This window comes from Fructobacillus fructosus KCTC 3544, assembly GCF_001438695.1.
Taxonomy (GTDB): Bacteria; Bacillota; Bacilli; order Lactobacillales; family Lactobacillaceae; genus Fructobacillus; species Fructobacillus fructosus.
In genome coordinates, this window is sequence record NZ_JQBH01000006.1 from 77,015 (window position 1) to 102,024 (window position 25,010).

Consider the following 25,010-nt stretch of genomic DNA (forward strand, 5'->3'; position numbering starts at 1 on the left):
CGTCAGACATTAGACTGCCTGACTTTTGAAGTTAATTGACCTTCGTAATTGGTGCAAAAGCAGCCAATAATTGCTTAATTCCGTCTTCTGGAAAGGCAACTTTTAATTCTTGATCATCAGCAGAACCCGTCACGGAAACGACCGTCCCAATGCCCCACTTTTTATGCTGAACCTTATCACCAGCCTGCCAAGAAACACCTTCAGCACCAGTCGTGTCGGCTTCTTTCTTTTGGACAGCGGAAGCCTGAACAGGACGTCCCTGATAGGTCGTTGCCGTTGCTCGTAAGAATTTAGAGGACAAACCAGGTTGAGTAGCCGAAGAACCAGCTGGATAAGCCTTTTCAATCAAATCATCGGAAATCTCATCAATAAAACGGGATGGCTGGTTGGACTGCGTCTTTCCGTAAAGCAATCGTGAGAAGGCATTTGTCAAATAGAGCTTCTGCTCAGCACGCGTAATCCCCACGTATGCCAAACGGCGTTCTTCTTCCAACAAGTCCTCATCCTGGGCAGCTCGTCCCAATGGAAAGAGGCCTTCCTCTAAACCAATCAAGAAGACAACTGGGAATTCCAGTCCCTTTGCCGCGTGCAGCGTCATCAAAGTCACCTGACCCGAATCTTCCTCTACATTATCCAGCTCAGCCATTAGAGCGGTTGAACCCAAAAAGTCGGTCAACGGGTCAACAGCATCCTCAGCACTGGCATCGTATTTCGCTTCGAATTCTTTGGTTACCGAAATAAATTCATCCAGGTTTTCAAGACGTGACTGCGATTCTGGATCCGCCTTTTTTTGTAACTCTTTCCGGTAGCCTGATTGATCTAAAATAAGATCAGTCAACTCGGAAACATCCAAAAACTCCGCCTGCTGACGGAAGTTATGAATCATTTCCGCAAACGCAAGTAACTTTGAAGCGGCGGCTGGTCGAATATCAGCGGCCATTTCAATCTGATCAATGGCTGCTAACATCGGTAGGCTAATAGAATCAGCAAAACCAAACAAGCGGTCAATGGTGGTCTGCCCGATGGCCCGCTTTGGAACGTTAATGATTCGCTCGAGGGCGGCGTTATCAGCTGGGTTGGCGACCAAGGAAAGGTAGGCCATGATATCTAAAATTTCTTTACGATCGTAAAACTTATGCCCGCCAACGATGGTGTAGGGAATGTTCGCCTTCACCAGCGCTTCTTCCATCGCACGCGACTGCGCATTGGTTCGGTAAAGAATTGCAAAGTCCGAAAGTGATCGTTTTTGTTCTCTTTGCCCCTTTTGAATTTTCCCCAAGACGTAGTAGGCTTCATCTTGAGCGGATTGGGCACGGTAGTAAGTGATTTTTTCACCCTTACCATTTTCCGTCCACAGCTTTTTTGGAACACGTTCGTTATTGTTGTTAATAACATCGTTGGCCGCATCAAGAATGTTTTGGGTAGACCGGTAATTTTGTTCCAAGAAAACGGACTTAGCATCTGGCCAGTCTTTTTCGAAGTTCAAGATATTCTGCATGTTGGCCCCTCGCCAACCATAAATTGACTGATCGGCATCACCAACAACGGCCAAATTCTTGGACCCTTGCGCCAGCATGTTCACAATCTTGTACTGAGCATCATTGGTATCCTGATACTCATCGACGTGTAGATAGCGGAATTGATCTTGGTAACGGTGCAAAACTTCCGGAACCTTTTCAAAAAGCTCGATTGTCATCATAATCAGGTCATCAAAGTCAACCGACTGAGCCTGACGCAACGCCTTTTGATAGGCCCGGTACACTTCTGCGACCCGTTCCTCATAATAGTTACCGGCTTGTTCAGCATAATCCTTTGGCGTCAACAGTTCGTTTTTAGCGTTTGAAATTGTTCCCAAAATCGTTCGTGGATCATACTGGTTGGAATCCAAATTCAACTCGTTCACCACTCGCTTAACCAAAGTCTTTTGGGCAGACGAATCCAATATCGTAAAGTTCTTGCCTAAACCAATCTGCTCGCCATCTCGACGTAAAATGCGGACAGCCAAAGCGTGAAAAGTCGATACCCAGACGGCCTGGGCTTGCTCCGGATCAACTAATTTGGCAATCCGTTCCCGCATCTCACGGGCAGCTTTGTTGGTAAAGGTAATCGCCAAAATCCGCCAAGGCCGGACATCTAAGTCTTCAATTAGGTGGGCCACTCGGTGGGTCAACACCCGAGTCTTTCCAGAGCCAGCACCTGCCATAATCAAGAGCGGCCCTTCGGTTGTTTCAACCGCCTCCGCTTGCTTATCGTTCATCCCCTTGGTTAATTCTTCAACAGTCATTTTGCCATCCTAAAGTCATTTTCTTCTTCCATTATTTTAGCATAGAAGCGCTTTTTTCACCCGGAGGATCACGGGACTTTTACCCAGTCAAAACAGTAAAAAAAGCCCTAAATAAACGGACTTTTTCACTCTAATTCACTAAGTCAAAGCGCTGTAAATGATATTTTTCAATCACCTGCACTAGCTTGACAGCATAGTCAGGATCGGTCGCGTAACCATCAGTTACGAGACCTTGTGCAGCTGCTTGATAACTTTTGGCAGCCAGAACATGTGCGTATTGCCCCTTGTTCCATGACGTTCCCTGCCTTAGGAGCTGCGCATGAGCTAACATCGAGGCTTGCCAAGAAGGATAAGCAACAAAGGAGGCGTCGACCGTCACCCAGGAACCATCTTGATATTCCTTAGTCGGCATGGTCACAGACGATTGTCCAGATGAAGCCTTAACACCGTATAGGTTGTGGGCTTTTACGGCTAGTTCCGATTGCCCGAAATCAGACTCCAAGGCTGCTTGAGCAAGTGAAATCGACGAAAAAATCCCATACTGTTTTTGTAATTGTTGCGCATAGGGTGCCCAATTTTTCAACTGTTGCGATCGCTGGTCTTCCAAACGCGCTTCCTGACGATTTGCCAAAAATTGTGGCGTCATGCAGGCAGCAGCAACCGATAGAAAGAGGAAAAAAGTGATGACGAAATAGTAACGTCGTCTTGCTTTTTTATTTTTCGGTAACTTTAGCCAAACGTGCCGTTTCCTTTTCGCCATCTGACACTCCTTTCGTTTATTTCTAAAAATAAAGTATACCGCTTTTTTACTTATGTAGAGATAAAAAAAGCACCCGCAAGGGTACCTTTTAATCAGATTTTATTCAAAGTTTGAATCATCATCCAAGAAAGTGTTTAACACTTCTTCGACCATGGCCCATTCGGCCTCATCTTCAATTGGCAAGAGGTTGCCATCTTTTTCGTCCCCGTTCTCTTCTGGGTTAAAGATGTAAGCCTGAACGTCAACTTGTTCGTCTTCCTCAACACCATCGGGTACGAGTAAGATGTAAGACTTATCGTATTCTTCAGAATGGAAAGTGAAAAGCACTTCATACAAGGCTTCGTCACCGTTATCATCCACTAGAGTAATCTTATCAATTTCAGGGTTTTGTTTAACCATACACTGTCCTTTATTACTTTATAACTTTGTTAATTTACCATTGGCATCAAGATAATTTTGCAGAATAAATTCCGCTGCAATTTTATCGATAACCTTTTTACGCTTCTTACGTGAAACATCGGCTTCTTCAATCAGCATCCGCTCGGCCTGAACCGTCGTTAACCGCTCATCTTGAAAGTCAGTTGGTAAATCAAAGCGCTCTTCTACCATCTCGGCATAGGCCCGCGATGCTTCTGCACGCGGTCCCTCCGTATTGTTCATGTTCTTTGGAAGACCTAACACAACGGCTTTAGCATCGGTCTCCTTGATGATTTCACCAAGACGATCAAGACCAAAAACCTGTTCATCCTCGTTAATACGGATGATTTCGACTCCCTGTGCCGTCCAGCCCATGGGATCAGAAACCGCCACACCAACTGTTTTGGAACCTACATCTAATCCTAATATCCGCATTATTTTTTCAAATAGGCGTGCACGAGTTCCTCAATAATTTCATCACGTTCGTGACGTTTAATTAAGTTACGGGCATCATGCAAACGGGGAATGTAGGCTGGATCACCAGACATCAAATAACCAACAATTTGATTGATTGGATTGTAGCCCTTTTCTTCCAGAGCTGCGTAAACCAATTCCATCGTTTCTTGGATATTCTTCGGCGCCTGTTGGCCAAAGTCAAAAATGGCCGTTTTATCACTTACGCTCATCGCACACGCTCCTTTCTTTAATAAATTTTAATAACTAATTCTGCTTCTAGTTTAACACGATTTCATTCACAAAATAAACAAAGATGCTAAAAATTTGAACCATCTGGTCACGCAGGATACGGTTCTGTTTGGATCCTAAGTTTTACAAATTACCAAGTAAATCCTTGGCCTTTTGCAAAGCAGCTGGAATCTGGGCTTGGTCCTTTCCACCAGCTTGGGCGAGGTCCGGACGGCCACCACCGCCACCACCAACAACTGGTGCGATGGCTTTCACAATATCACCGGCCTTCACGCCGGCAGCGTTTGCATCCTTATCAGCCGCAACGAGCAAATTGACTTTTTCGCCAATGGCAGCAGCCAAAATCAGCACGTTCGACGCACCCTTATCACGCCAAGCATCGGCCATTTGACGCAGTCCACCAGCGTTTTCCACCGTTACCTTTGCGGCCACCACTGACAAACCATTAATATCTTCTGGATTTTGCCATAGTTCGGAAGCCTGCATGGATGCTAACTGGCCTTGCAGAGTGGCCATCTGGTTCTTAGTTCCCTTCAATTCCGTCGCCAAATCAGCCACACGGTCCGACACTGCCAGCAAGCTTGGCACCTTCAAGTTCTTGGCAATGCTTTGCAACGTTTGCTCTTCGGCCTGGTAATCGGTCAAAGCCGGCAAAGAAGTCTTAGCTTCAATCCGTCGAATCCCAGCGGCAACACCTGATTCAGAGCTAATCTTGAACAGATTGAGTTCAGCCGTTGACTGAGCGTGCGTTCCCCCGTCAAACTCCTGGTTGTAGTCGCCGATGGAAACGATTCGAACGGTGTCGCCGTACTTGTCGTCAAAGACGGCAACAGCGCCAAGCTTCTTGGCTTCATCGATGGACATTTCCTTCCAAGTGATTGGCAAGTTCTTTTGAATTTGCAAATTCACTTCATCCTGAATCCGGTTGAGCGTGGCCTGGTCAACAGGTCCCTCATGGTTAAAGTCAAAACGCAAGTACTCTGGCTCCACCAAGGAACCAGCCTGGTGCACATCCCCACCAATGACGTTGCGCAAGGCTTGGTCAAGTAAGTGAGTGGCCGTATGGTTCAATGAAACGGCGTGATGACGTTCCATGTCCACCGCCAAGTTGACAACTTGACCAACCTGAACATCGTCAACCAAGTCTACTTCGTGAATGTTTTGGCCGTTTGGTCCGGCTTGAACATCACGAACTTCAGCAACCACATCATCGTTTTCATCCTTAACCGTTCCAAAGTCAGCCACTTGACCACCCATTTCAGCGTAGAAAGGCGTCTTATCAAAGACCAACCAGGCCGTCTGTCCTGCCTTGGCACTATCGGTGTCAACAGCCACGCCGGACGCATCATGAGCAATGATGGCGACAACCTTAGCGTCATCAACCGCTGTTTCCGACCAACCAACGTACTGTGAGGACACGGTTAAGTCGGTTAAGGCAGCGTTTTGAACACCCATTGCATGTTCTTTACCACGCGCTGCTCGCGCCCGATCCTTCTGCTCTTGAAGGGCCTTTTCGAACCCTGCCATGTCCACTTTCATGCCAACTTCACTAGCTTGTTCAGCCGTTAATTCAACAGGAAAGCCATAGGTGTCAGACAACTTAAAGGCGTCTTGCCCAGAAATCTCGTTCTTCCCCGCCTTCTTAGCCTCGGCAACAAACTGATCAAACATGGTCAGACCAGACTTCAGCGTCTTGTTAAAGCGCTTTTCCTCGGCCGTCATGATGGATTCAATCAATCCTTCTTTTTCCTTCAATTCAGGATAATAAGAATCAAGTGTCCCCACCATGGCAGGAACGATTTTAGCCAAGAAGTTGCCTTGAATTCCTAACTTTTGCCCGTGCAAAACGGCCCGACGCAGGAGTCGACGAATAACGTAACCACGGCCTTCATTTGAAGGCTTGGCACCATCAGAAATCGCAAAGGCAACGGCCCGGATGTGGTCAGCAATCACCTTGAAGGAAACGTTATCTTCCGTATCCTTCGTTTCATCATAGACTTTGCCATCCGTCAACGGTTCAATTGCATGAATAATAGGCAAGAAAAGATCAGTGTCAAAATTCGTGCGACCATTCTGGAAAACAGAAACCAATCGTTCCAATCCCATCCCCGTATCAATGTTTTTATGGGGCAATTCTGGATAGGTACTGTTGTCTGTCAAACCAGGCAAGTGGTTGAACTGTGAGAAAACAATGTTCCAAATTTCCAAGTAACGTTCGTTTTCACCACCAGGATACATTTCCGGATCATCAGCAGGCAAGTCCGCAAAGGCTTCTCCTCGGTCGTAAAAGATTTCAGAATCGGGTCCTGAAGGGCCTTCTCCAATGTCCCAAAAGTTATCTTCCACTTCGTAAATATGACCGTCTGGCAAGTCCGTCTTTTCTTCCCAAATCTTCTTTGATTCCTGATCCTTGGGATAAACCGTCACGTACAACTTTTCCTTATCCAAGCCGTACCATTCAGGTGAAGTCAGCAACTCCCACGCCCAAGGAATCACTTCTTCCTTGAAATAATCACCAATTGAGAAGTTTCCCATCATCTCAAAGAGCGTGTGATGGCGGGCTGTCTTACCAACGTTTTCAATGTCATTGGTTCGAATGGCCTTTTGGGCGTTGGTCAACCGTGGCTTTGGTGGCACAACGGAACCATCAAAGTATTTTTTTAAAGTCGCCACACCAGAATTGATCCACAAAAGGGAGGGATCATTTTCCGGGATCAATGACTTTGAGGGGACCACCAAGTGATCCTTTGACGCAAAGAAATCCAAAAACATTTGCCGGATTTCTGCTGATGATAATTCTTTCATACAACAACTCCTTTTATCTAACAGAAAAAGCCATCACAAAGAGCGGACGCGTGACCGTGGTACCACCGCTGTTTGTAATGACTGAAAAAGTCTTACCTCAAACCTTGTAACGCCAGGAAAGCGGCCAAAATGGCAAATCCTTTGGGAGCACAGAACAAGAACCCTTAGCCCCTTCCACCACCCGGAGCCTCGCTAGAAAAAGTTCATTGAACTGCATATCCAAATGCTACCTATAGTATACCATAGTGCTGCTACTTTCGGTTTCTATCGCAATAAAAAAAGTCGCCGGTAACGACGACTTTTCTAGTTCAGCAAGCACTGTGTCCAAAAGTTACTTTGAATGCTTAGCGCCATAAACGGCATAGACAATCAATCCAAGAACAAACCACCCAACAGAATAAATCTGAGCTTGGTGGTCAAGGGTATAGAAGATGTATCCAGCTCCCAGCGCTGCTAAAGCAGGCAGAACTGGGTAAAGTGGCATCTTAAATGAGGGTTCAGGCAAATCGACGCCTTCACGCTTGCGTAGTGAGTAGATACCGAGTGAAACCATAATAAAGGCAATCAGCGTTCCAGCAGAAATCAAACCGGCCAATTCAGTAAAGGAAAAGATTGAACCAACCAGAATGGCAATGACAGAAAGAGCAATCAAAGCATTGTTTGGCTGTCCCTTTGTCGAAACCTTGCCAAGGAAACCTGGTAATAGGCCGTCACGGCCAAAGGCATAGAGCAAACGTGAACCAGCCAACATCATTCCAATCAAACCAGTAAACATACCAGCTAAGGCCACGACAGAAAGCAGGTGGGAAACCATGGGGTGACCAGCTTCTAACAGAGCCCAAGCAGCTGGCGCTGCATTGTTGGCATACTTGCTATAGTGGAACATACCAACCAAAACCAGTGCGACGGCAACAAAAAGAGCAGTCGCCACGATTAAGGAACCAATAATACCACGCGGCATCGTCTTTTGGGGGTTCTTAGCTTCCGCTGAATTCGCTGCAATGGAATCAAAGCCAATGTATGCTAAGAAAATTTGTGAAGCGGCCGCAGAAATTCCCTGCCAACCACCAAAAGTCGTTCCAGGTTGGTGAGCTGGAATAAAGTGGGCATAGTTTGTTGGATGGATAGCCGTTGCGCCAACAACAATAAAGAGCAAGATGACACCCACCTTCAAGACAACCAAGGTGTTTTCAACTTTAGCTGTGTTCTTTGTTCCACGGAACAACAGGGTGGCCACAATCAGCACGGCCAACAGGGCGAAGAGATCAATGACTCCCCCGTTTCCAGCAGAAAATGGATTAGCCAAAGACTTTGGCAATTCCCAACCAAAAGAGGAAAGGAATAGCTTCATATTAGCCGACCAACCAGACGCAACGAAGGCAACGGCAATAAAGTATTCGGCCAAGAGCGCCCAACCAGCGACCCAGCCAAAGACTTTACCAAAAACAACCGAAATCCAGGAATAGGCAGATCCGGCGAATGGCAATACAGAAGCAAATTCTGCATAGGCAAAAGCCGTCAACCCCGAAACGACGGCCGCCAAAATGAACGAAATTGTGACAGCAGCACCTGCGTGGCTAGCCGCTACAATTCCAGGCATGGTAAAGATGGTTGCCCCAACAATGGTTCCAACCCCCATGGCCAACATTTCTTTCACACCAAGCGTCTTGGGGAGATGCTTATCTGATTGTTCAAAGGCTGATGGATCGGCTCTTTGTAACCAGGAACCCCGCTTTTCATCGTTCATATTCTTCCTCATTTACTTTTAATTAAACTATTTTTCAACCTTATCAGTATAACATCTCATTGTCAATTGTAATAATTGAAAAAAGTAACAAAATAAAAAAGCCAGGTTAAACCTGACTTTCTCATATTAATTCGTTTCTTCAGCAGGCTCTTCAAAGTCAACAGAATCGTTCACCTTTTTAGCGCGCTTGAAATACTTCGTAATCAAATGTGAACCCTTACCCCAAGCATAGAATGCTAAGGCAACAATGGCTACCATTAAGAAGTCCCATGGGTAGTGGATCCAACCAATTCCGTTGAATTCCGTTGACCCAATGTATGATTCAATTGACAAGGCAATCAAATAAAAGAGCAACCATGATGATCCTTGGAGCTGCTTCTTCAAGCGTGACCAAGCAAATCCCTGACGCCATTCGTAATAGAAGTAGAATGGCAAGCCCAAGATAATGATCAAAATCACTTCAATGGTTGTTGGCCACATTGCCCAGTAAGTGGCTAGGGAAGCCAAAACAAAGGCCAAAGGTGCTACCCACTTCATGGACTTAGACTTGAATGGCCGGGTGAATTCCGGTGCCATTTCACGAAGTGACATCACCGTAACGGGTCCAGTCAAGTAGGCAATCAAGGTCGCCGTTGAAATTACGGCCGCCAAGGTTCCCCATGAACGGAAGAGCGAAACCATGATCATGGACAAGACCGCATCGGTCACCATGGCCATACGAGGAATACCGTACTTTTCGTTAATCTTTCCAATGAATTGCGGAATGTGCTTATCGGAAGCCATGGCTGCCAAAACACGACCGGTTGAAGCCGCAAAGGACACACCGGTTCCGAATGGCGAAATAAAGGCATCCGTATAAAGCAAGATAGACAACCAGTTCAAACCGACCAAGATGGCCAAATCGGCAAACGGTGACTGGAAGTCAATTCCGTGCCAACCGTACTTAGCGATTTCAGATGGTTCAATCGCTGTAATGAAAGTCGACTGAATCAAAATGTACAAAATAGCCGCAACACTCAAAGAAATCACGATTCCACGTGAAATATCCTTGGTAGGGTCCTTCACTTCTGAACCAAAGTTAATGATGGTTTGGAAAGCGTTAAAGGAGAAAATAATACCAGAAACGGTCGTTGCCGCAAAGATTGGCGCCGTACCGTATGGCATAAAGTCATGCATGTTCGATCCATAGTTTGATGGGTGGAAAGAGGCAATGGTCAACATAATGATGGTCAACAATGGCACACCCAACTTAAAGAAGGAAATGAATGACGTGAACTTAGTCAAAAGGGAAACAGACCAGTAGTTCAACAAGGTAAAGATGATAATAAAGCCAAATACCACCAGCAAACCTGGGGTGGTAATTTGATTATTTTCCAAGAAATGGTGCGTCCAGTTTGCCCAAGACCATGGCCAAGTCGCCATGTATTGAACGGCCGCAACGGCCTCGATTGGAATCAAGGTAATCAATGACACCCAGTTAGCCCATGAGGCAATGAAACCGAGCAAAGAACCGTGTGTATACTGAGCGAACTTCGACATCCCCCCAGATTGAGGGAACATCGTTCCCAACTCCACATACGTGTAGGCAATCACTCCGATGACAACTGCACCAACAATCCAAGAAATAATCGCCGCTGGTCCAGCCACACGGGTTGCTTCCCATGAACCAAATAGCCAACCGGAACCAATCAAGGAACCAAGGCCTAGCAGAACCAGCTGCAATAAACCAATTTTTTTATTTTTCATAATAACCTTTCGTTTCAATTTCAAAAGTGACCACTCATAGGCAGTCATCCGATGGTCACTATTTTACCAGACTCTTCCAAAATTGCAAAACTGATTTTGACTTTTCACAATAAAAAGCCCTCCGGAACTAACCGGTGGGCTTTCATTTTTAAACGAACACCGCCGTTAAAATCAAAATTAGAATTAAGCCGGTAATCGAAATAACCGTCTCCAGAACCGTCCAAATCTGGAAGGTTTGCTTAACCGTTAAGTCAAAGAATTCCTTGAAAATCCAGAATCCAGCATCGTTGACGTGAGAAGCAATCAATGAACCCGCACCAATGGCAAGCGCAACCAAAACAAGGAGCATGTCACCATGTGGATTGGCGGCCAAAATGCCGTTCACAACACCAACCGCTGTAATCCCAGCAACCGTTGCAGAACCAACAGCAATTCGTAGCAAGGAGGCAACGGCCCAAGCAAAGAGGACAATGGTAATTGGTGACATGGAACCAGAAGACTGGAAGAGATCGGCAATCTTAGCCGACATACCAGAGGTAACAAGGACACCACGAAGGGCTCCTCCTCCACCAACAATTAACAGAATACCAGAAACCGCGTTCATTCCCTCATTCAATGATGTTCCAACCGTCTTCATGTCACGCTTTTGCATGATACCCATTGTAAAGATGGCCAAAACAAGCGAAATCGTCATCGCGATGGCTGGATTAGCCAAGAAATCAATGACTTGGTAAACTGCGTCAGGGTTTTTCGGTGTCTTACCACCGGTAACGACCAACTTGTAAATCGTTGCAATAATCATGAAGACCAATGGGAAGACGGAAGTTAAAACAGAAAGACCAAATGATGGGGTCTTGTCCAAGTCGTATTCCTTTACGTCACCAACGGCCTCGATGTGTTCCTTGAACTTAAAAGCATCGGGTGCGTATTTCTGCGCCAACTTCGTAAAGACAGGACCGGCAACGACGGCTGTAATAACCGAAACGAAAAGTCCAACTAACAGCATCAAACCAATGTTTGCGTTTAACTGTGAGGCAACCGCCGTTGGGGCTGGTTGTGGTGGCAAAAATCCTTGAGCAGATGACAGCGCAGCCGTCATGGAAACACCCAAGTAAAGCAATGGCACACCAGCCTCAATGGCAACCGCAAACACGATTGGAATCAAGAGCACCATGCCCACCCCGAAAATCATTGAAATTCCAATGATGAAGGAGGCCAGAAGCACGGCCCACTGCAAGCGCTTCAGTCCGAACCAAGCAATGAGCGTCTTAGCGATTCGATACGAACCACCGGCATCGGCAACCAAACGACCAATCATGCCACCAAAGATGAAGATGACGGCGTTTGATCCCAAAATGTTTCCCATTCCTTGGTTACCAAGAACTGCGTCTGGAATCTTTGAAGGGTTCATTCCCAATAGTAAAGCCAAAACAATCGCTGTAATGACCAATGATACGAAAGTGTTCAATTTGAATTTGGTGATTAAAAGCAACAAAAGCAAAATGGACAGAATTAACATGATAAATTCCATGGTTTTGTTTTAGGGCAAAGCCCCTACTCCCTTATTTCTTGTCAGCCGAACGAGCGTGCTTACGCTGGAAATCGGCAATGTTGTCATACTCAGTTTGTAATTGACGAGAAAGTCGAATAAAGATCGGCGCCAATTCTCGGTAAGCCTGAAAGTTTTCTGGATCTGGCTGATAAGTATTGGACTTACCAATGTACTTCGAAATTTCATAAAGGTCATCAATTTGACCAAGTGCTTTCTGGGCGACCACAACAGCAGCCAAAGCCCCAGACTCAAAGGCTTGAGGGACAGTCACTGGCTGCTCAAAAATATCAGCGAACATTTGACGCCAAAGTGGTGAGCGGGCAAAACCACCCGTCGCCTGGATTGATTTCAGAGAACCAACCACTTCTTCCAAAGCCAATGACACCATGTACACGTTAAAGGTAATGCCTTCAAGAACAGCACGCAGCATGTTGGCACGGGTATGTGAGTGGTTCAATCCAAAGAATGAGCCACGGGCATTGGCATCCCAAATGGGCGCACGTTCCCCACCCAAGTATGGGTGGAAAAGCAAACCATCAGAACCAGCCGGAATCTTAGAAGCAATTTCCGTCATCAGGTCATAGGCGTCTTGTCCAAGAAGAGCGGCTGTCGACTTTTCAGCATCAAAGAGGTTGTCGCGGGCCCAACGGAAGACATCACCACCGTTGTTCACCGGTCCACCAACCACCCAGTGATCCTTATCCAAGGCATAGGTAAAGGTACGTCCCTTAGGATCAATCACTGGTTTATCCGAAACAACACGAATGGCTCCGGAAGTACCGATTGTGATGGCAGCCACACCTGGTTGAACGGCGTCAACCCCAAGGTTTGACAGTGGTCCATCCCCCGCTCCATAAACGAAAGGTACATCGGCAGGCATGCCAATCACCGCTGCCAAATCCTTGCTCATGCCCTTTTCGTATTCGTAAGGCGAAACCGTTTCAGGCAACTGTTCCTTCTTAATGCCAGTTACTTCAAGAGCCTGACTATCCCAATCCAAATCAAAGATGTTGAAAAGACCGGTTCCAGAAGCAATCGAAATATCCATCTTGTTTGTACCAAACAAACGGTGGAAAAGATATTCCTTAATACCCAAGTAGTGGGCGGCATTCTTAAAGATTTCTGGCTTTTCGTTTTTCAGCCACAAAAGCTTTGATAACGGTGCCATTGGGTGGATAGGCGTTCCAGTCTTCTGGTAAATCTCCATCCCAAGACCGGTAGACTTCAGTTCTTCCGTATAATTAACGGCCCGCGTATCGGCCCAAGTGATGACACGCGTCAATGGCTGCCAATCCTTGTCAAAAGCAATCAGCGAATGCATGGCGGAAGAGAAAGAAACCGCTTGAATGGTATTGCCCTTACTTAATTCGGCCTTACGAACAACAGCTACCAAAGCGTTGGTAAAGGAAACAAAAATTTCTTCCAAATCCTCTTCTGCCATATCGGTCGTATCGCGATATAGCGGATAACCGTAATTTGCTTGAGCGACAACCTGATTCTTGTCGTCAAACAAGACGGCCTTGGTCGACGTTGTCCCAAGGTCAATTCCAATCATATAATTCATGTTCTGTCTCCATTTTTATGAGAGTTATAAGACAAAATACCGAATAAACATCCAACATTGTTACCGCTTACTTTAGCCGGCAAACAAAAAGCCCCCGAGTGGGAGCTTTTAGAATGTTTCTTTGAAAGTTTACTTAGCTGAGTCCATTGCGTGACCACCGAAGCCGTTACGCAAAGCTGAAACAACCTTTCCAGTAAACGTGTCAGCTTGCAATGAACGGTAGCGCATTGCCAATGACAAGTAGATAACTGGTGCTGGAACTTCCAAGTCAAGTGATTCTTCAACCGTCCACTTACCTTCACCAGATGAGTGCATAACGCCAGAAATCTTTGACAACTTAGGATCCTTAGCAAATTGTTCTTCAATCAATTCCATCAACCATGAACGAACAACAGATCCGTTGTTCCAAAGCTTAGCAACTGCTTCGTAATCGTAATCGAATTGTGATGCTTCCAACACTTCGAACCCTTCGGCGATGGCTTCCATCATACCGTATTCGATACCATTGTGGACCATCTTCAAGTAGTGACCTGATCCCAAACGACCAGTGTACAAGTAACCATCCTTTTGAGCGATTGACTTGAACAATGGTTCGATTTCGGCCCAAGCTTCCTTGTTGTCTCCACCAATCATGAAGTTTCCACCGTTACGAGCACCGGCCATACCACCAGACGTACCAGCATCAAACAAGTTGATGCCAGCAGCAGTCGTACGCTTGTTTTGTTCAAGGTTGTCCTTGTAGTTTGAGTTTCCACCATCAATGATGATGTCGCCCTTGTCCATCTTTTCAATCAAAGTATCGATTGTTGAGTTGGTTGGCTTTCCAGCAGGAACCATTACCCAAACAACCTTTGGTGAAGGCAACTTTGCCAACATTTCATCGAGTGAGTTAACACCTTCAACCTTGTCTGAGTAAGCATCAGCTTCTGCAACAAAGTCCTTGTTCAAATCAAATGCAACAACTTCGTGGCCATTGTCAACGGCGTTCTTAACCAAGTTAAGACCCATCTTTCCAAGACCAATCATGGCAAACTTCATGTGTACTACCTCTTTTTAGTATTTCATTTTTTTACTACATTTCTATTATATGAAAATATTTTTCAGAACACAAGGCATAATTGAAAATAACTTTCATCTCCGGTATAGTAAAGAGAACAAAGGACCAAAACATGCTAGAAAGTAAATCACGGGCCATCTTTGCCCAACTTGGGCAAGAACCCAACAAATACAATCAAACCGAAAAAAAACTCATTCACTACATATTGAAGGAACTAAATCAGGCAGCCCAAGATACCATTCAATCAATGGCTAAAAAGACAGGCGTTTCGACAGCTTCAATTTCGCGCTTCGTTAAAAAAATTGGTTTCGAATCCTATCGCGACTTTTCGGTCGCACTAGCTTCCTACCAACAAAGCAAGCCACCAGTCGACCTTTTCGGTGAAATTACGGATGATGACAACACAAAGGCCATTCGTCAAAAAGTTTTTTCGGGTGCCCAAAACGCCCTAACAATGACGTCGGATGCCCTCTCATCTTCGACTTTGGATAAGGCCTTAGAGTGGCTAATCTCTGCCAAGCGGGTGGGCTTTTTTGGCATTGGTGGTTCGTCTATTGTGGCTTTTAATGCCTACCACAAGTTCTTAAGAACGCCCATTGACGTCATTTCACATCCCGATTATGATATTCAGCTCATGCAAGCGGTCAAACTAACACCGCAAGACACTGCCGTTGTTATCTCACATTCTGGTCGTAACGATGATACGCTCTTTTTAGCGCAAAAACTGAAAGAGCACCACGTACCATTCATCGCCATCACGTCCTTTAGTGATTCACCCCTTGCTAAAATGGCTGACATTGTCCTTCTTTCGCTGGCAGAAGAGGTTAATTATCGTTCCGAATCAATGTCTTCGTTAATCGCCCAACTAACCATTGTCGATACACTCTTCACCCTAACCGGTTCGAAGTTGCCAAAGGCCACTCAAACGGTTGTTGACACAATGCGTGATGTAATCGAAGGAACAAGACGCCATTAAAAATTAAAAGCCAACAAAAAAGAGGATTCTTAAGCGAATCCTCTTTTTTGTAGCTTACTTGTCTTCAGCCTTTTTTTCACGAGCTTCGTGAGATGAAAGCGTAAATTCTGATTGCTTTTCATCGCGAACTTCTTGGCGCTTTGCGTCTTCAACTTCGCGTGCGTCGGCTGCTTCAAATTCGTGTTGCTTTTCCATAAAAATTACCCCTCGTATTCCTTCTTTTCAGCTTCAAAAGCTTCATTGTCATAACGGGCGTCCTTATGCTTAGCATGTTCAACTGCAGCATCTTGGTGTTCATGCTGTTCTTCAGCCTTGTCACGGACTTCCTTTACTTCCGCCTTTTTAAATGATTCGCGGTTTTCCTTTAATCCATCACGTTCAGTTGCCATCATGAACCTCCTTTTTTTCTTTACCCACATAATAGCACTCTATAATAAACTTGCAAGAGATTAGAATAAAAATAATTAAAAAAAGATAGGACGCCCTATCTTTTCAAATAATTAATCTTCTTTTTTCACCATCGCGATAGCCTGGTTCATCAACATATCAATGGCCACGTAGTTACCACCACCTTCAGGCACTATGATATCCGCATAGCGCTTTGTGGGTTCCACAAATTGGTTGTGCATCGGCTTGACCGTTGCGGTATATTGTTCAATCACACCTTCAACCGTACGTCCACGCTCATGTGTATCCCGCTGCAAACGACGAATAAAGCGAATGTCATCATCCGTGTCAACATAGACCTTGAGATCCATTAAATCACGCACTCGCGCATCGTTAAAGAGCAAAACACCATCAACAATAATGACATCCCCCGGTTCAATGTGTGTGGTTTCTTTTGAACGGGTGTGTGCAGCATAGTCATAAACGGGCGCATCAATTGCTTCTTGATGAATCAACTTTTCCAAATCAGAAACAAATAAGTCCGTTTCAATTGAATCCGGATGATCATAGTTAGTTTTCATCCGCTCTTCCATTGGTTTGTTTGACTGATCCTTATAGTAGACGTCTTGTTGCAATAAAATTGGATTATTATCAGAAAGTCGTGTAATCAACGCCTTTGAAACGGTCGTCTTTCCTGATCCTGAACCACCAGTAATTCCAATTAAAAACGGTTTCTTTGCCACGATAGCCTCCACAATGCTCGCCAGATTTTAAAAAAACTTATTTTTTCTATTTTACGTGATGTTACAAACAAAAGCTAGTAAAAAAGCCGACATTAGTCGACTTCAACGTCTGGATTAACCGCCTTGATGCGGGTTGCCAACAGATAACCAGAAAGTGGAATCAAAACAAACCAACCAGCCGTCATGTTTAATGACAGACCATAACTGTGCACGTTGTGGAAGAAACCAATAAGGATTCCGGCTAGTAAAATTGAAGAGGCCCCAATTAATTGGCGCATGGTCGTGATAATGGCCGTTCCGTGAGAAATTAAGTGGTTTGGCAAAGCATTCGAAGCGGCCGTTACGGCTGGCATCATAATGAAGGCGTTACCACCTTCAAGCAACATCGCACCAATAATTGCCAGAAGGAGGAACTTTGTTCCAAAGAACGCTAAGAAAAGATACCCTGCAATCATCATTGTTGATCCAATCAACACTAATGGACGCAGCCCAATTTGACCAAGCAAGCGTCCCGTTTTAGGATTCAAGAATGACAAGAAAGCCGCTCCGGGAATCATCAAAAGGCCGGACCATAGTGGCGCAAGCCCAAAGACCTTTTGAAAATAGAGTGGCATAATGACCGTTGCCGTAATCAATCCTGAATAAGACATTCCCGTCAATAACATGGCTGGCAAGTATCCCTGGTGTTCAAAAACACGCAAATCCAAGAACGGATTATCCTGCTTTAACTGACGCCGCACAAAGATTGCTAACAAAACAATTGAAACGATCAGTGTCACTGCCAAGCTAATTGACCAACCCTTTGTTGGCAAAATGGAAACCGTGTACAAAATACCGGCAAAACCAATCAACAAGAAGGCAGACAAAAAGTCAAAGTCACGCTTGTTTAGTTGATGCGTATTCTTAATTTGTCCCTGCATCAGCGTAATCAACGCCAACAAAACAACGAAGAAAAAGGCAAAAAGCAAGCGCCATGTCCCAAATTGCAAAACAATCCCTGACACAATTGGTCCAACTGCTAGAGCGGACGACATAACCAACCCAACGGCGCCCATAGCAATTCCACGTTCTTCCTTCGGCGTGTTTTCCATGATTACCGCCTGGTATGTTGGGAAGAGTGCGCCCACGGCCATTCCTTCTAGCAAACGGCCCACAATGACGCCCAAGAAGTTTGGTGTCACCATGGCAATGGCTGTTCCAACTAGGAACGTTGCCACAATAACGTTTAACAAGGCCTTCAAATGTAAATTATCCAATAACCAGGGTGACAGCGGCATGACCAGCGTCATGGCCACCATAAAGGCGGAGGTTACCCACTGAACAGCGGCAGCATCAATACCGAACTGCTTCATCAAAATGGGATAAGCCGTTGTCATTGTCGACTGTGAAATCGACATGGTAAAGGAAATAAAAAGTAACACCAATGAAAATGGTGATAATGTTCGAATGTTTTTCAAAATGCTTTCCTCCCAAAACTTTCTCTAAACAGTTTAATGGAGGATACTACAAAAGGCAATAATTTATTTTCATTCTAAATAAAAGGAACTAATCAAGATTAGTTCCTTTTTGCAGACTTTGTTGATGCGCGGTTCACCATGGTATGTGGCAAAATCACTTGCTTTTGATTGAGTGAATCCTGGTCCATTAACTTGGTTAACAAACGCATCGCAACTGCACCAATATCATACTTTGGCTGGTCAATTGAAGACAGTTCTGGACGGGCCACCATTGTAAAAGTCGTGTTATTGGCCGAAACAATTTCAAAGTCATCCGGCACTTTCACCCCGGCGTCTTGCAAACCGTTCAACACCCCAAGAGCCACCTCGTCATCGTATATAATCGCGGCTCGAGCACCACTCGCATGTATTTGTGCAGCCAATGCCTGTCCATCCTCATAGGAACGGGGTCCTGAAAAAATCAACGATTCATCCACATCTCGACCGACTTTTTCCAATGCCAGTCCATAGCCGGCCCGCCGATAATCCACATCAATCGGCCGATCAGCCGATCCAATGACTAAAGCGATTCGCTCTTGTCCTTCCGACAAAAAGCGATTCGTCACCTCTTCAAAGGCGGCCTGATAATCAATGTTGACGGAAGGCAGGATTCCCTTTTGATCAACGGAGCCCGCCAACACGACGGGCACGTCAGCCATTTTCATGGCCTCTTGTACCTGTTTAGACAGCTGGCTACCCATGTAAATCAACCCGTCAATTTGCTTATCAGCCAAATTACGAATGGCGGTCACGGCTCGTTTGGGATCATCATCAGTGTTGGTGAGCAAAACATCGTATTGGTACATGTTGGCCACGTCATCAATGCCACGAGTCAATTCAGAATAGAATAGATTCGTCATGTCTGGCATGACAACCCCAACCGTGGTCGTTTTCTTAGAAGCCAAGCCACGGGCCACCGCATTTGGTCGATATCCCAACTCTTCAATCGCAGCCCGGACTTTATCACGCGTTGCGGGACGAACATTTTCGGACCCGTTCACGACTCGAGAAACCGTGGCCAAGGAAACCCCAACTGCCGCAGCAACATCATAAATTGTGGCGTTTTTCTTTTCTTCAGCCATTGGAAACCTCTTTTGTAAGCGCTTAATTCTGCCATTTATCATAGCAAAAAAAGCGCTCCCCCGCAAATAACGGGTGAACGCTTTACCTCAACTCTTGTTAGTCATTCATGGTGCTTTTCGGTCACCGAACGATTGTCAAAGGGGTCTTTGGGACGACTTTTGTATTGAAAATAAATAATGGCAATAAAACAAGCGTTCGACAGCAAAAAGAAAAGTGAAGCGCTCACAATGGTCACGGTCACAGAAAAACGGCCGTGGTAGGCGAGTAAAAATAGAAATGGATAGACCAGTAAATTTAAAAAGGCCCAGGCAATTTTTAACCAGGTGTATAACATGACGATTCGTTCTCTTTCTTCTTGGAGTGGTTACTTTCCATCCTGTCGAACCAAAAACAGGCGACCACGACAGCGACCGCAGCGGTAGCGCGACACGTTCACCGCTCGAACTCGATCAAAAGGATGACCATTCTCGCAAACATAATGATAGGGCTTGGCAACCTGCCGACGCGCCCCAACATCTGGCGCATAACGGCTGCCGCCAACTCGTTTTAACAAAATCTTGAAATCCTGATCAACATGGCGATAACCCCGCTTTGCTAAATGCAGATGATAATGACAGAGTTCATGTTTAATCACCTGCTCAAAGTCGTCACGGTCCGCCATCTTTGGATTAAAATCCAGGTGATGATCAGAAAGATGGTAACGACCGCCGGTTGTTTGCAAACGGGCATTAAAAACAGCCTGGTGTTTGAAAGGAAGACCAAAAGCAGAAAGGGACACCTGTTCAACTTGCTTTTGTAAAGCCAGCTGTTCGGGAGTCCCTATCCTCTTCATCCAAGGTTTTTGTTGCTTGGTTGATTGGGTAGCTTTCTTCTTTAAAAAGTTACTTACCCTGGTGGTCATAAATATAATCAGTTACTTTATTTAGCGTTGTTAATTCGTCGAGGTCTTCGTCTGGAATTTCAATATCAAATTCGTCTTCCACTTCAACAACGAGTTCCACGACGTCGATTGAATCAGCACCGAGCTTCTTAACAAAGTCGTGGTCGCCCTCGATTGTCTCTCGCGGCACCTCAAATCGTTTGGATACTTCACACGCCAGCTTCTCGTAAATTTGTTCTTTCGATAACGCCATTGCTCTCTCCTCAAGCTAAATCAAATCGAACCTATACTACCACAAAAAAGGCGCTTTGCGGTAGTTATTTTGACGATTTTTTCACTTTCAGTTGTTCAGCATTTTCCTTAATGAAATCGGTTGTTTTTCCAACAAGGTTTTCTTGAACCATCCGCTTAATTTGACCCATTGAATTGGCCACCGCATTCGCTTTAGCAGATCCATGTGTCTTGACAACCGGCGCCTTAACACCCAAAACAACGGCTCCACCGTTTTCGTTAAAGTCGAGCTTATGCTTCAATGAACGCAGAGCCGGCTTCAAGAGCAATGCCCCCAACATACCGCGGATTCCAGAACCCTTAATGGACTGCTTAAGTTGGTCCATCATGGTCAAAGCCGTTCCCTCGATTGCCTTCAAAGTTGCATTTCCTGAGAAGCCATCTGCCACAACCACGTCGGCCGTGCCATCCATAATTTCGCGGGATTCCACATTTCCTAAGAAATTAAAAGCATCCGTATCCTTCATCAGTTGATGGGCGGCCTTGTGAATCTCATCGCCCTTATCTTCTTCACCCCCATTGTTCAACAAGCGGACACGGGGATTTTTGATTCCCATAACAGATTCGGCATAAAAGCTACCCAAAATACCATACTGGTAGAGATGCGATGGCTTATTTTCAGCGTTTGCGCCAAGATCCATGAAGACAAACTCGTCATGACCGCCTCCAAAACATGGAAAGGCAGAGGCCAAAGCAGGACGTTCCACGCCACGAATCCGGCCAATGATAAAGATTGAAGCCGCTAAAATTGCCCCAGTGTTTCCAGCCGAGAAGAAAGCGTCTGCTTGCCCATCTTTAACGGCTTGAGCAGCCCGAACTAAAGAAGAGTTTGGCTTGTTTTTCATGGCCTTCACGGGTTCTTCACCCATCTCGATTTCTTCCGTCGTTCCAATCAAAGTCAAACGGTCCATGTTTTGAATCAAGGGCTTTACCTGATTTTCTGTTCCAAAGAGTAGGAACGTCAAATCATCATAACGGTCACGAGCGGCTTCCACCCCTTTCACAATTTCTTCTGGGGCAAAGTCACCGCCCATGGCATCAACTGCAATCTTAATCACGATTATTCTCCTTAAAAAAGCTATTTCTATTTATTAATCAAAGTGCCGATAGGCCGCCATCGTTTCGGAAAGGTGCTCAACCAAGGCTTGGTTATCAACTTCTTTTTCCCAGTCGGGCTGTCGAACGACCTTCAATGCCTCTTCTTGGGCAATCGTCAGCATGGTTAAGTCCTTGATTGGATCCCCGACTTTAAAGTCTGGCATGCCCGACTGCTTCGTCCCCAAAATATCACCAGAACCTCGCAATTCGAGATCCTTTTGGGCTAATTCGAAGCCATCCGTCGTTTCAACGAGTGCTGCCAGTCGTTCCTTTCCGTAATCCGTTTTTGGATCCGCCAGGAGAATCGTATAGGATTGACGTTCTCCACGACCCACACGACCACGCAACTGATGCAGCTGCGCCAGCCCAAAACGGTCAGCATCTAATATTAACATAACTGAGGCGTTGGGCACATCCACCCCAACCTCGACAACAGTCGTCGCAACCAGTACCTGCACTTCATTGCGGCTAAAGCCGGCCATCAACGTGTCCTTATCCTCTTTGGGCAGGCGGCCATGTAAGAGGCCAACGGTGTAATCTGGGAGCGCTTCTTGCAGCTCCTGATAAACCGCCGTCACGTTTTGCACGTCCAGACTTTCTGATTCTTCAATTAAGGGGGTCACCACGTAAGCTTGGGCCCCCTTGGCCAATTCAGACTTTAGCAGCGCCATCGCTTGGTCATGTTGCCGGTTTGAAAGGTGCCGCGTAATAATCGGCTTTCGTCCCGCTGGCAGTTCGTCAATTACCGACACTTCCATTTCCCCATAGGCGGTTATGGCTAACGTTCTCGGAATTGGCGTGGCCGTCATGGCTAAGATATCAGGATTGACGCCCCCCTCACGCAACTTCGCCCGTTGTTTCACACCAAAACGATGTTGTTCATCAATCACGGCTAACCCAAGGTGATGAAAATGAACCCCGTCTTGTACCAAAGCGTGGGTGCCAACCACAATATCAATATCACCAGATTCCAAATCTTCAAGAATTTGTCGTTTTTGGGCAGCTTTCAACCCCGAGGTCAACAGTTCGACACGTAATGGAATACCAGCGGCATCAAAGAGCTTGGCTAAACCCTTGGCATGTTGCTGAGCTAAAATTTCAGTCGGCGCCATAATGGCTCCCTGGTTGCCAGCGGTCACCGCCGCATACATGGCGATAGCTGCCACGACCGTTTTTCCGGAACCAACATCCCCCTGAAGCAAACGATTCATGTGTTGCGAGGCTGCTTGATCGGCCAAAATTTCGTCAACCACCCGTTTTTGTGCGTCCGTTAATTGAAAGGGCAATGCCTTGATGAAGGCCATCACCTTTTCACGGTCATACTGTAGGGCCTCGCCAAGGAAACGTTGGTCTGCTTGTTTAATCAACTGTAAGCGCATTTGGAAAAGGAAGAACTCTTCAAAAGCGGCCGAACGCCGGCCGGCTTTTGATTCGACCTTATCTTTGGGAAAGTGAGCGTATTCGACCTGCTGATTCTTATCAAGGAGGCGGTACTTAGCACGGAGCGTTGCTGGCACAAGATTGGGCATGCTGCCCCGCATTTGTCCCCAGGCCTGCTCCACTAATTCAGCAACGGTCTTTGCCTTAATCCCCTTTGACACCGGATAAATCGGCGCCAAACCATCAGCAGAGGCCGGCACCAATTTTATAGCGGTCAACGAGGCTTTCGCCGCGTTATAGGTACCGTAAATGGCCACTTCCTGACCAACTTCTAGATTTTTGACGATCCATGGTTGGTTAAAAAAAGTCACCCGGACGTTTTCACGGTCAACGAGAAGGCCAAGAACCGTTTGCGACCGTTTTCCAAAGCGACGAACAATGGCGGGTGTGGAAATGACCCCTTTAAAAGTCACTTTTTCCCCATCCAATGTTTCTGAGGGAAGTCTTTCACCAAGGTCATCATAGCGATATGGATAGTAAGTAAGCAAATCGTTAATAGTAAAAATGCCTAGTTCTTGTAGCGCTTTTTCCCGCTTCGGGCCAACGCCAGATAGGGCACTGACTTTATCAGCTAATGCAAGTGACATCGTCGACTCCTCTCATTTCAATAAGCAATATTTTACCACCCCGACAAAATAAAAGAAAAGCACGGTATTATTGGCACAAAAAAAGCAGCCCCAATTGGCGCTACCTTTGTTAGTAATCAAATCTTAGTGGACGTAAATCGTGATAATGGTTAACAGTCCAAAGAAAATTCCTGGCACGTTCGAAATGATGATTGGCCAATCCTTGTAGGTCTTCAACCAACCATAACCCGTCCACAACGTTGCGTTAATCATCGCAACTGCTGGCTGAACTGGGTTCACAGGGTTACCAGAGAAGTTCGAAATAATTTGAGGGATGTATGAAACATACATCAAGATACAAGTTGCTGTCGCTACTTTAGAAAACAGCTTCAACATCTTGATGCGCTTGTCATCAACTTCCTTCTTTTCTTTTGGATCAACATAATTATCAACACGCATTCCCATGAATTATATCTCCTATCCATTATTCGCTCGAATAATTAAAACCATTATAACATACTTGCTAGATTGGCTAATTGAAATACCCGAATTTGTTCAATTCTGATTATGTGCGAAAGGCGAATTCTAAGGCGCCATTACCTTTTGTCACAGTTTGAAAAAGCTATATTGTGCAGTTTAAAACATAGTTTCATTAGAAAATCAGTTCTGCTATATACCCTTTCGTGATATCAATCAATTCAAACAAAAAAAGTCGATAAACTATAGTTAGAAAATTTCATCAATAAACCGTATTACCAAATAGCAGTAAATAAATAGGAGGTCATCATGACAGCAAATGATGCAATGCCAATTCCCTCACCCCCTGATTGGGTCACTCAAAAGGAATTTCAAGAATTTAAAACGGAAGTAAAGCAAAATTTCAAACAAATTGATCGACAATTTGTAAGGATTGACCAACAATTTGTACGAATTGACCAACAATTCAAATTAATCGATATTCAGTTCGGAAAGGTCAATAATCGTTTAGATCGTATCGACGACCGACTCGATGTGATGGAAAAGAACTTCGCAGTACATGAAAAAAGTTTCAAGATGATGGAGAAGAATTTCCAAACAATGGAAAAAAACAGTGACTTACGTTTACAATCCCAAAATGAACTGTTAACCGCTCGAATCGAAAGAAGCAACCGGCGACAATGGGCTTGGTACATCGCCACACTAATCGCCATTGCGACTCTGATGGTGACGACACGTTGATGAAGGAGACTATCTTTTGAAAGATAGTCTTTTTTGGTATGTGTATGGCATTTTTTTAAAGTAAAAGGTAACTGATGATAATTAATCAGCTATAAACCACTTCACATCAACATTTCCAAACAAAAAAAGCCATTCTCCAGGAATCCTAGAAAATGGCCGAAAAGGTGGTAACCACGTTAATCGTTGCTTTAATAC

At 45.4% G+C, this 25,010-nt stretch carries 24 protein-coding genes; 2 read left to right on the plus strand and 22 right to left on the minus strand.

The window, feature by feature from the left end:
- Positions 1-31: 31 nt before the first annotated feature.
- The 11 genes from pcrA to gnd all read right to left on the minus strand — a co-directional run bounded on the left by pcrA (position 32) and on the right by gnd (position 14,618).
- Entirely contained in the window at positions 32-2,284 is a 2,253-nt protein-coding gene (pcrA, locus tag IV71_RS03755; RefSeq protein WP_010017773.1) for a DNA helicase PcrA, read from the minus strand.
- Positions 2,285-2,414: 130 nt separating this feature from the next.
- The gene (locus tag IV71_RS03760) at positions 2,415-3,044 is read right to left on the minus strand and encodes a glycoside hydrolase family 73 protein (protein ID WP_010017771.1); all 630 of its coding nucleotides are present in this window, start codon (positions 3,042-3,044) and stop codon (positions 2,415-2,417) included.
- A 99-nt stretch (positions 3,045-3,143) separates the two neighbouring features.
- Positions 3,144-3,443 carry a DUF1292 domain-containing protein gene (locus IV71_RS03765; RefSeq protein WP_010017769.1) on the minus strand — a complete coding sequence of 100 codons (300 nt, stop codon included), beginning with the start codon at positions 3,441-3,443 and terminating at the stop codon, positions 3,144-3,146.
- An 18-nt stretch (positions 3,444-3,461) separates the two neighbouring features.
- Entirely contained in the window at positions 3,462-3,896 is a 435-nt protein-coding gene (gene ruvX, locus IV71_RS03770; RefSeq protein WP_010017768.1) for a Holliday junction resolvase RuvX, read from the minus strand.
- Positions 3,896-4,147, minus strand: coding sequence for an IreB family regulatory phosphoprotein (locus IV71_RS03775; protein WP_010017766.1), 252 nt, complete (start codon positions 4,145-4,147; stop codon positions 3,896-3,898). Before IV71_RS03775 ends, ruvX begins: the two co-directional genes overlap by 1 nt.
- A 142-nt stretch (positions 4,148-4,289) precedes the next feature.
- The gene (gene alaS, locus IV71_RS03780) at positions 4,290-6,971 is read right to left on the minus strand and encodes an alanine--tRNA ligase (protein ID WP_010017764.1); all 2,682 of its coding nucleotides are present in this window, start codon (positions 6,969-6,971) and stop codon (positions 4,290-4,292) included.
- A 331-nt stretch (positions 6,972-7,302) separates the two neighbouring features.
- Positions 7,303-8,718: an APC family permease gene (locus tag IV71_RS03785; protein WP_010017763.1), complete on the minus strand. Its 1,416-nt coding sequence runs from the start codon at positions 8,716-8,718 to the stop codon at positions 7,303-7,305.
- Positions 8,719-8,844: 126 nt separating this feature from the next.
- The gene (locus IV71_RS03790; RefSeq protein ID WP_056995016.1) at positions 8,845-10,464 is read right to left on the minus strand and encodes an APC family permease; all 1,620 of its coding nucleotides are present in this window, start codon (positions 10,462-10,464) and stop codon (positions 8,845-8,847) included.
- Positions 10,465-10,612: 148 nt separating this feature from the next.
- The gene (locus tag IV71_RS03795) at positions 10,613-11,995 is read right to left on the minus strand and encodes a gluconate:H+ symporter (protein WP_010017761.1); all 1,383 of its coding nucleotides are present in this window, start codon (positions 11,993-11,995) and stop codon (positions 10,613-10,615) included.
- Between the two features lie 31 nt (positions 11,996-12,026).
- Positions 12,027-13,580, minus strand: a complete 1,554-nt coding sequence (gntK, locus tag IV71_RS03800) for a gluconokinase (RefSeq protein WP_010017760.1) — start codon at positions 13,578-13,580, stop codon at positions 12,027-12,029.
- A 129-nt stretch (positions 13,581-13,709) separates the two neighbouring features.
- Complete coding sequence (gene gnd / locus IV71_RS03805; RefSeq protein WP_010017759.1) at positions 13,710-14,618, minus strand: phosphogluconate dehydrogenase (NAD(+)-dependent, decarboxylating); 909 nt, start codon at positions 14,616-14,618, stop codon at positions 13,710-13,712.
- 131 nt (positions 14,619-14,749) lie between these two features.
- Between gnd and IV71_RS03810 the strand changes: the two genes are divergently transcribed.
- Positions 14,750-15,613, plus strand: coding sequence for a MurR/RpiR family transcriptional regulator (locus IV71_RS03810; RefSeq protein WP_010017758.1), 864 nt, complete (start codon positions 14,750-14,752; stop codon positions 15,611-15,613).
- A gap of 54 nt (positions 15,614-15,667) precedes the next feature.
- Here the strand turns inward: IV71_RS03810 and IV71_RS07910 are convergent, their stop codons facing one another.
- The 11 genes from IV71_RS07910 to IV71_RS03860 form a co-directional block, all read right to left on the minus strand.
- Positions 15,668-15,808, minus strand: a complete 141-nt coding sequence (locus tag IV71_RS07910; RefSeq protein WP_010017756.1) for a hypothetical protein — start codon at positions 15,806-15,808, stop codon at positions 15,668-15,670.
- Positions 15,809-15,813: 5 nt separating this feature from the next.
- On the minus strand, positions 15,814-16,002 hold the full coding sequence (locus IV71_RS03815; RefSeq protein WP_010017754.1) for a hypothetical protein: 189 nt from the start codon (positions 16,000-16,002) through the stop codon (positions 15,814-15,816).
- Between the two features lie 111 nt (positions 16,003-16,113).
- Positions 16,114-16,743 carry a uridine kinase gene (gene udk / locus IV71_RS03820; protein WP_010017753.1) on the minus strand — a complete coding sequence of 210 codons (630 nt, stop codon included), beginning with the start codon at positions 16,741-16,743 and terminating at the stop codon, positions 16,114-16,116.
- A 92-nt stretch (positions 16,744-16,835) separates the two neighbouring features.
- A complete protein-coding gene (locus IV71_RS03825; RefSeq protein ID WP_029489965.1) occupies positions 16,836-18,203 on the minus strand; it encodes an MFS transporter in 1,368 nt (455 codons plus the stop codon).
- A gap of 95 nt (positions 18,204-18,298) precedes the next feature.
- Positions 18,299-19,321 (minus strand): substrate-binding domain-containing protein, encoded by a 1,023-nt coding sequence (locus IV71_RS03830; protein WP_010017751.1) that lies wholly within the window; start codon positions 19,319-19,321, stop codon positions 18,299-18,301.
- Between the two features lie 101 nt (positions 19,322-19,422).
- Positions 19,423-19,656, minus strand: coding sequence for a hypothetical protein (locus IV71_RS03835; RefSeq protein WP_010017750.1), 234 nt, complete (start codon positions 19,654-19,656; stop codon positions 19,423-19,425).
- A 30-nt stretch (positions 19,657-19,686) separates the two neighbouring features.
- Positions 19,687-20,154, minus strand: coding sequence for a SprT family protein (locus tag IV71_RS03840; RefSeq protein WP_029489964.1), 468 nt, complete (start codon positions 20,152-20,154; stop codon positions 19,687-19,689).
- Between the two features lie 49 nt (positions 20,155-20,203).
- On the minus strand, positions 20,204-20,455 hold the full coding sequence (gene acpP / locus IV71_RS03845) for an acyl carrier protein (RefSeq protein ID WP_010017748.1): 252 nt from the start codon (positions 20,453-20,455) through the stop codon (positions 20,204-20,206).
- Between the two features lie 64 nt (positions 20,456-20,519).
- Positions 20,520-21,548, minus strand: coding sequence for a phosphate acyltransferase PlsX (plsX, locus tag IV71_RS03850; RefSeq protein ID WP_029489963.1), 1,029 nt, complete (start codon positions 21,546-21,548; stop codon positions 20,520-20,522).
- A gap of 36 nt (positions 21,549-21,584) precedes the next feature.
- Positions 21,585-23,618: an ATP-dependent DNA helicase RecG gene (gene recG / locus IV71_RS03855; protein ID WP_010017745.1), complete on the minus strand. Its 2,034-nt coding sequence runs from the start codon at positions 23,616-23,618 to the stop codon at positions 21,585-21,587.
- A gap of 123 nt (positions 23,619-23,741) precedes the next feature.
- Positions 23,742-24,056 (minus strand): SemiSWEET family transporter, encoded by a 315-nt coding sequence (locus tag IV71_RS03860; protein WP_029489962.1) that lies wholly within the window; start codon positions 24,054-24,056, stop codon positions 23,742-23,744.
- Between the two features lie 327 nt (positions 24,057-24,383).
- On the opposite strand from IV71_RS03860, the gene IV71_RS03865 reads away from it, so the two are divergent.
- Positions 24,384-24,815, plus strand: coding sequence for a DUF16 domain-containing protein (locus tag IV71_RS03865; RefSeq protein WP_010017742.1), 432 nt, complete (start codon positions 24,384-24,386; stop codon positions 24,813-24,815).
- Positions 24,816-25,010 lie beyond the last annotated feature (195 nt).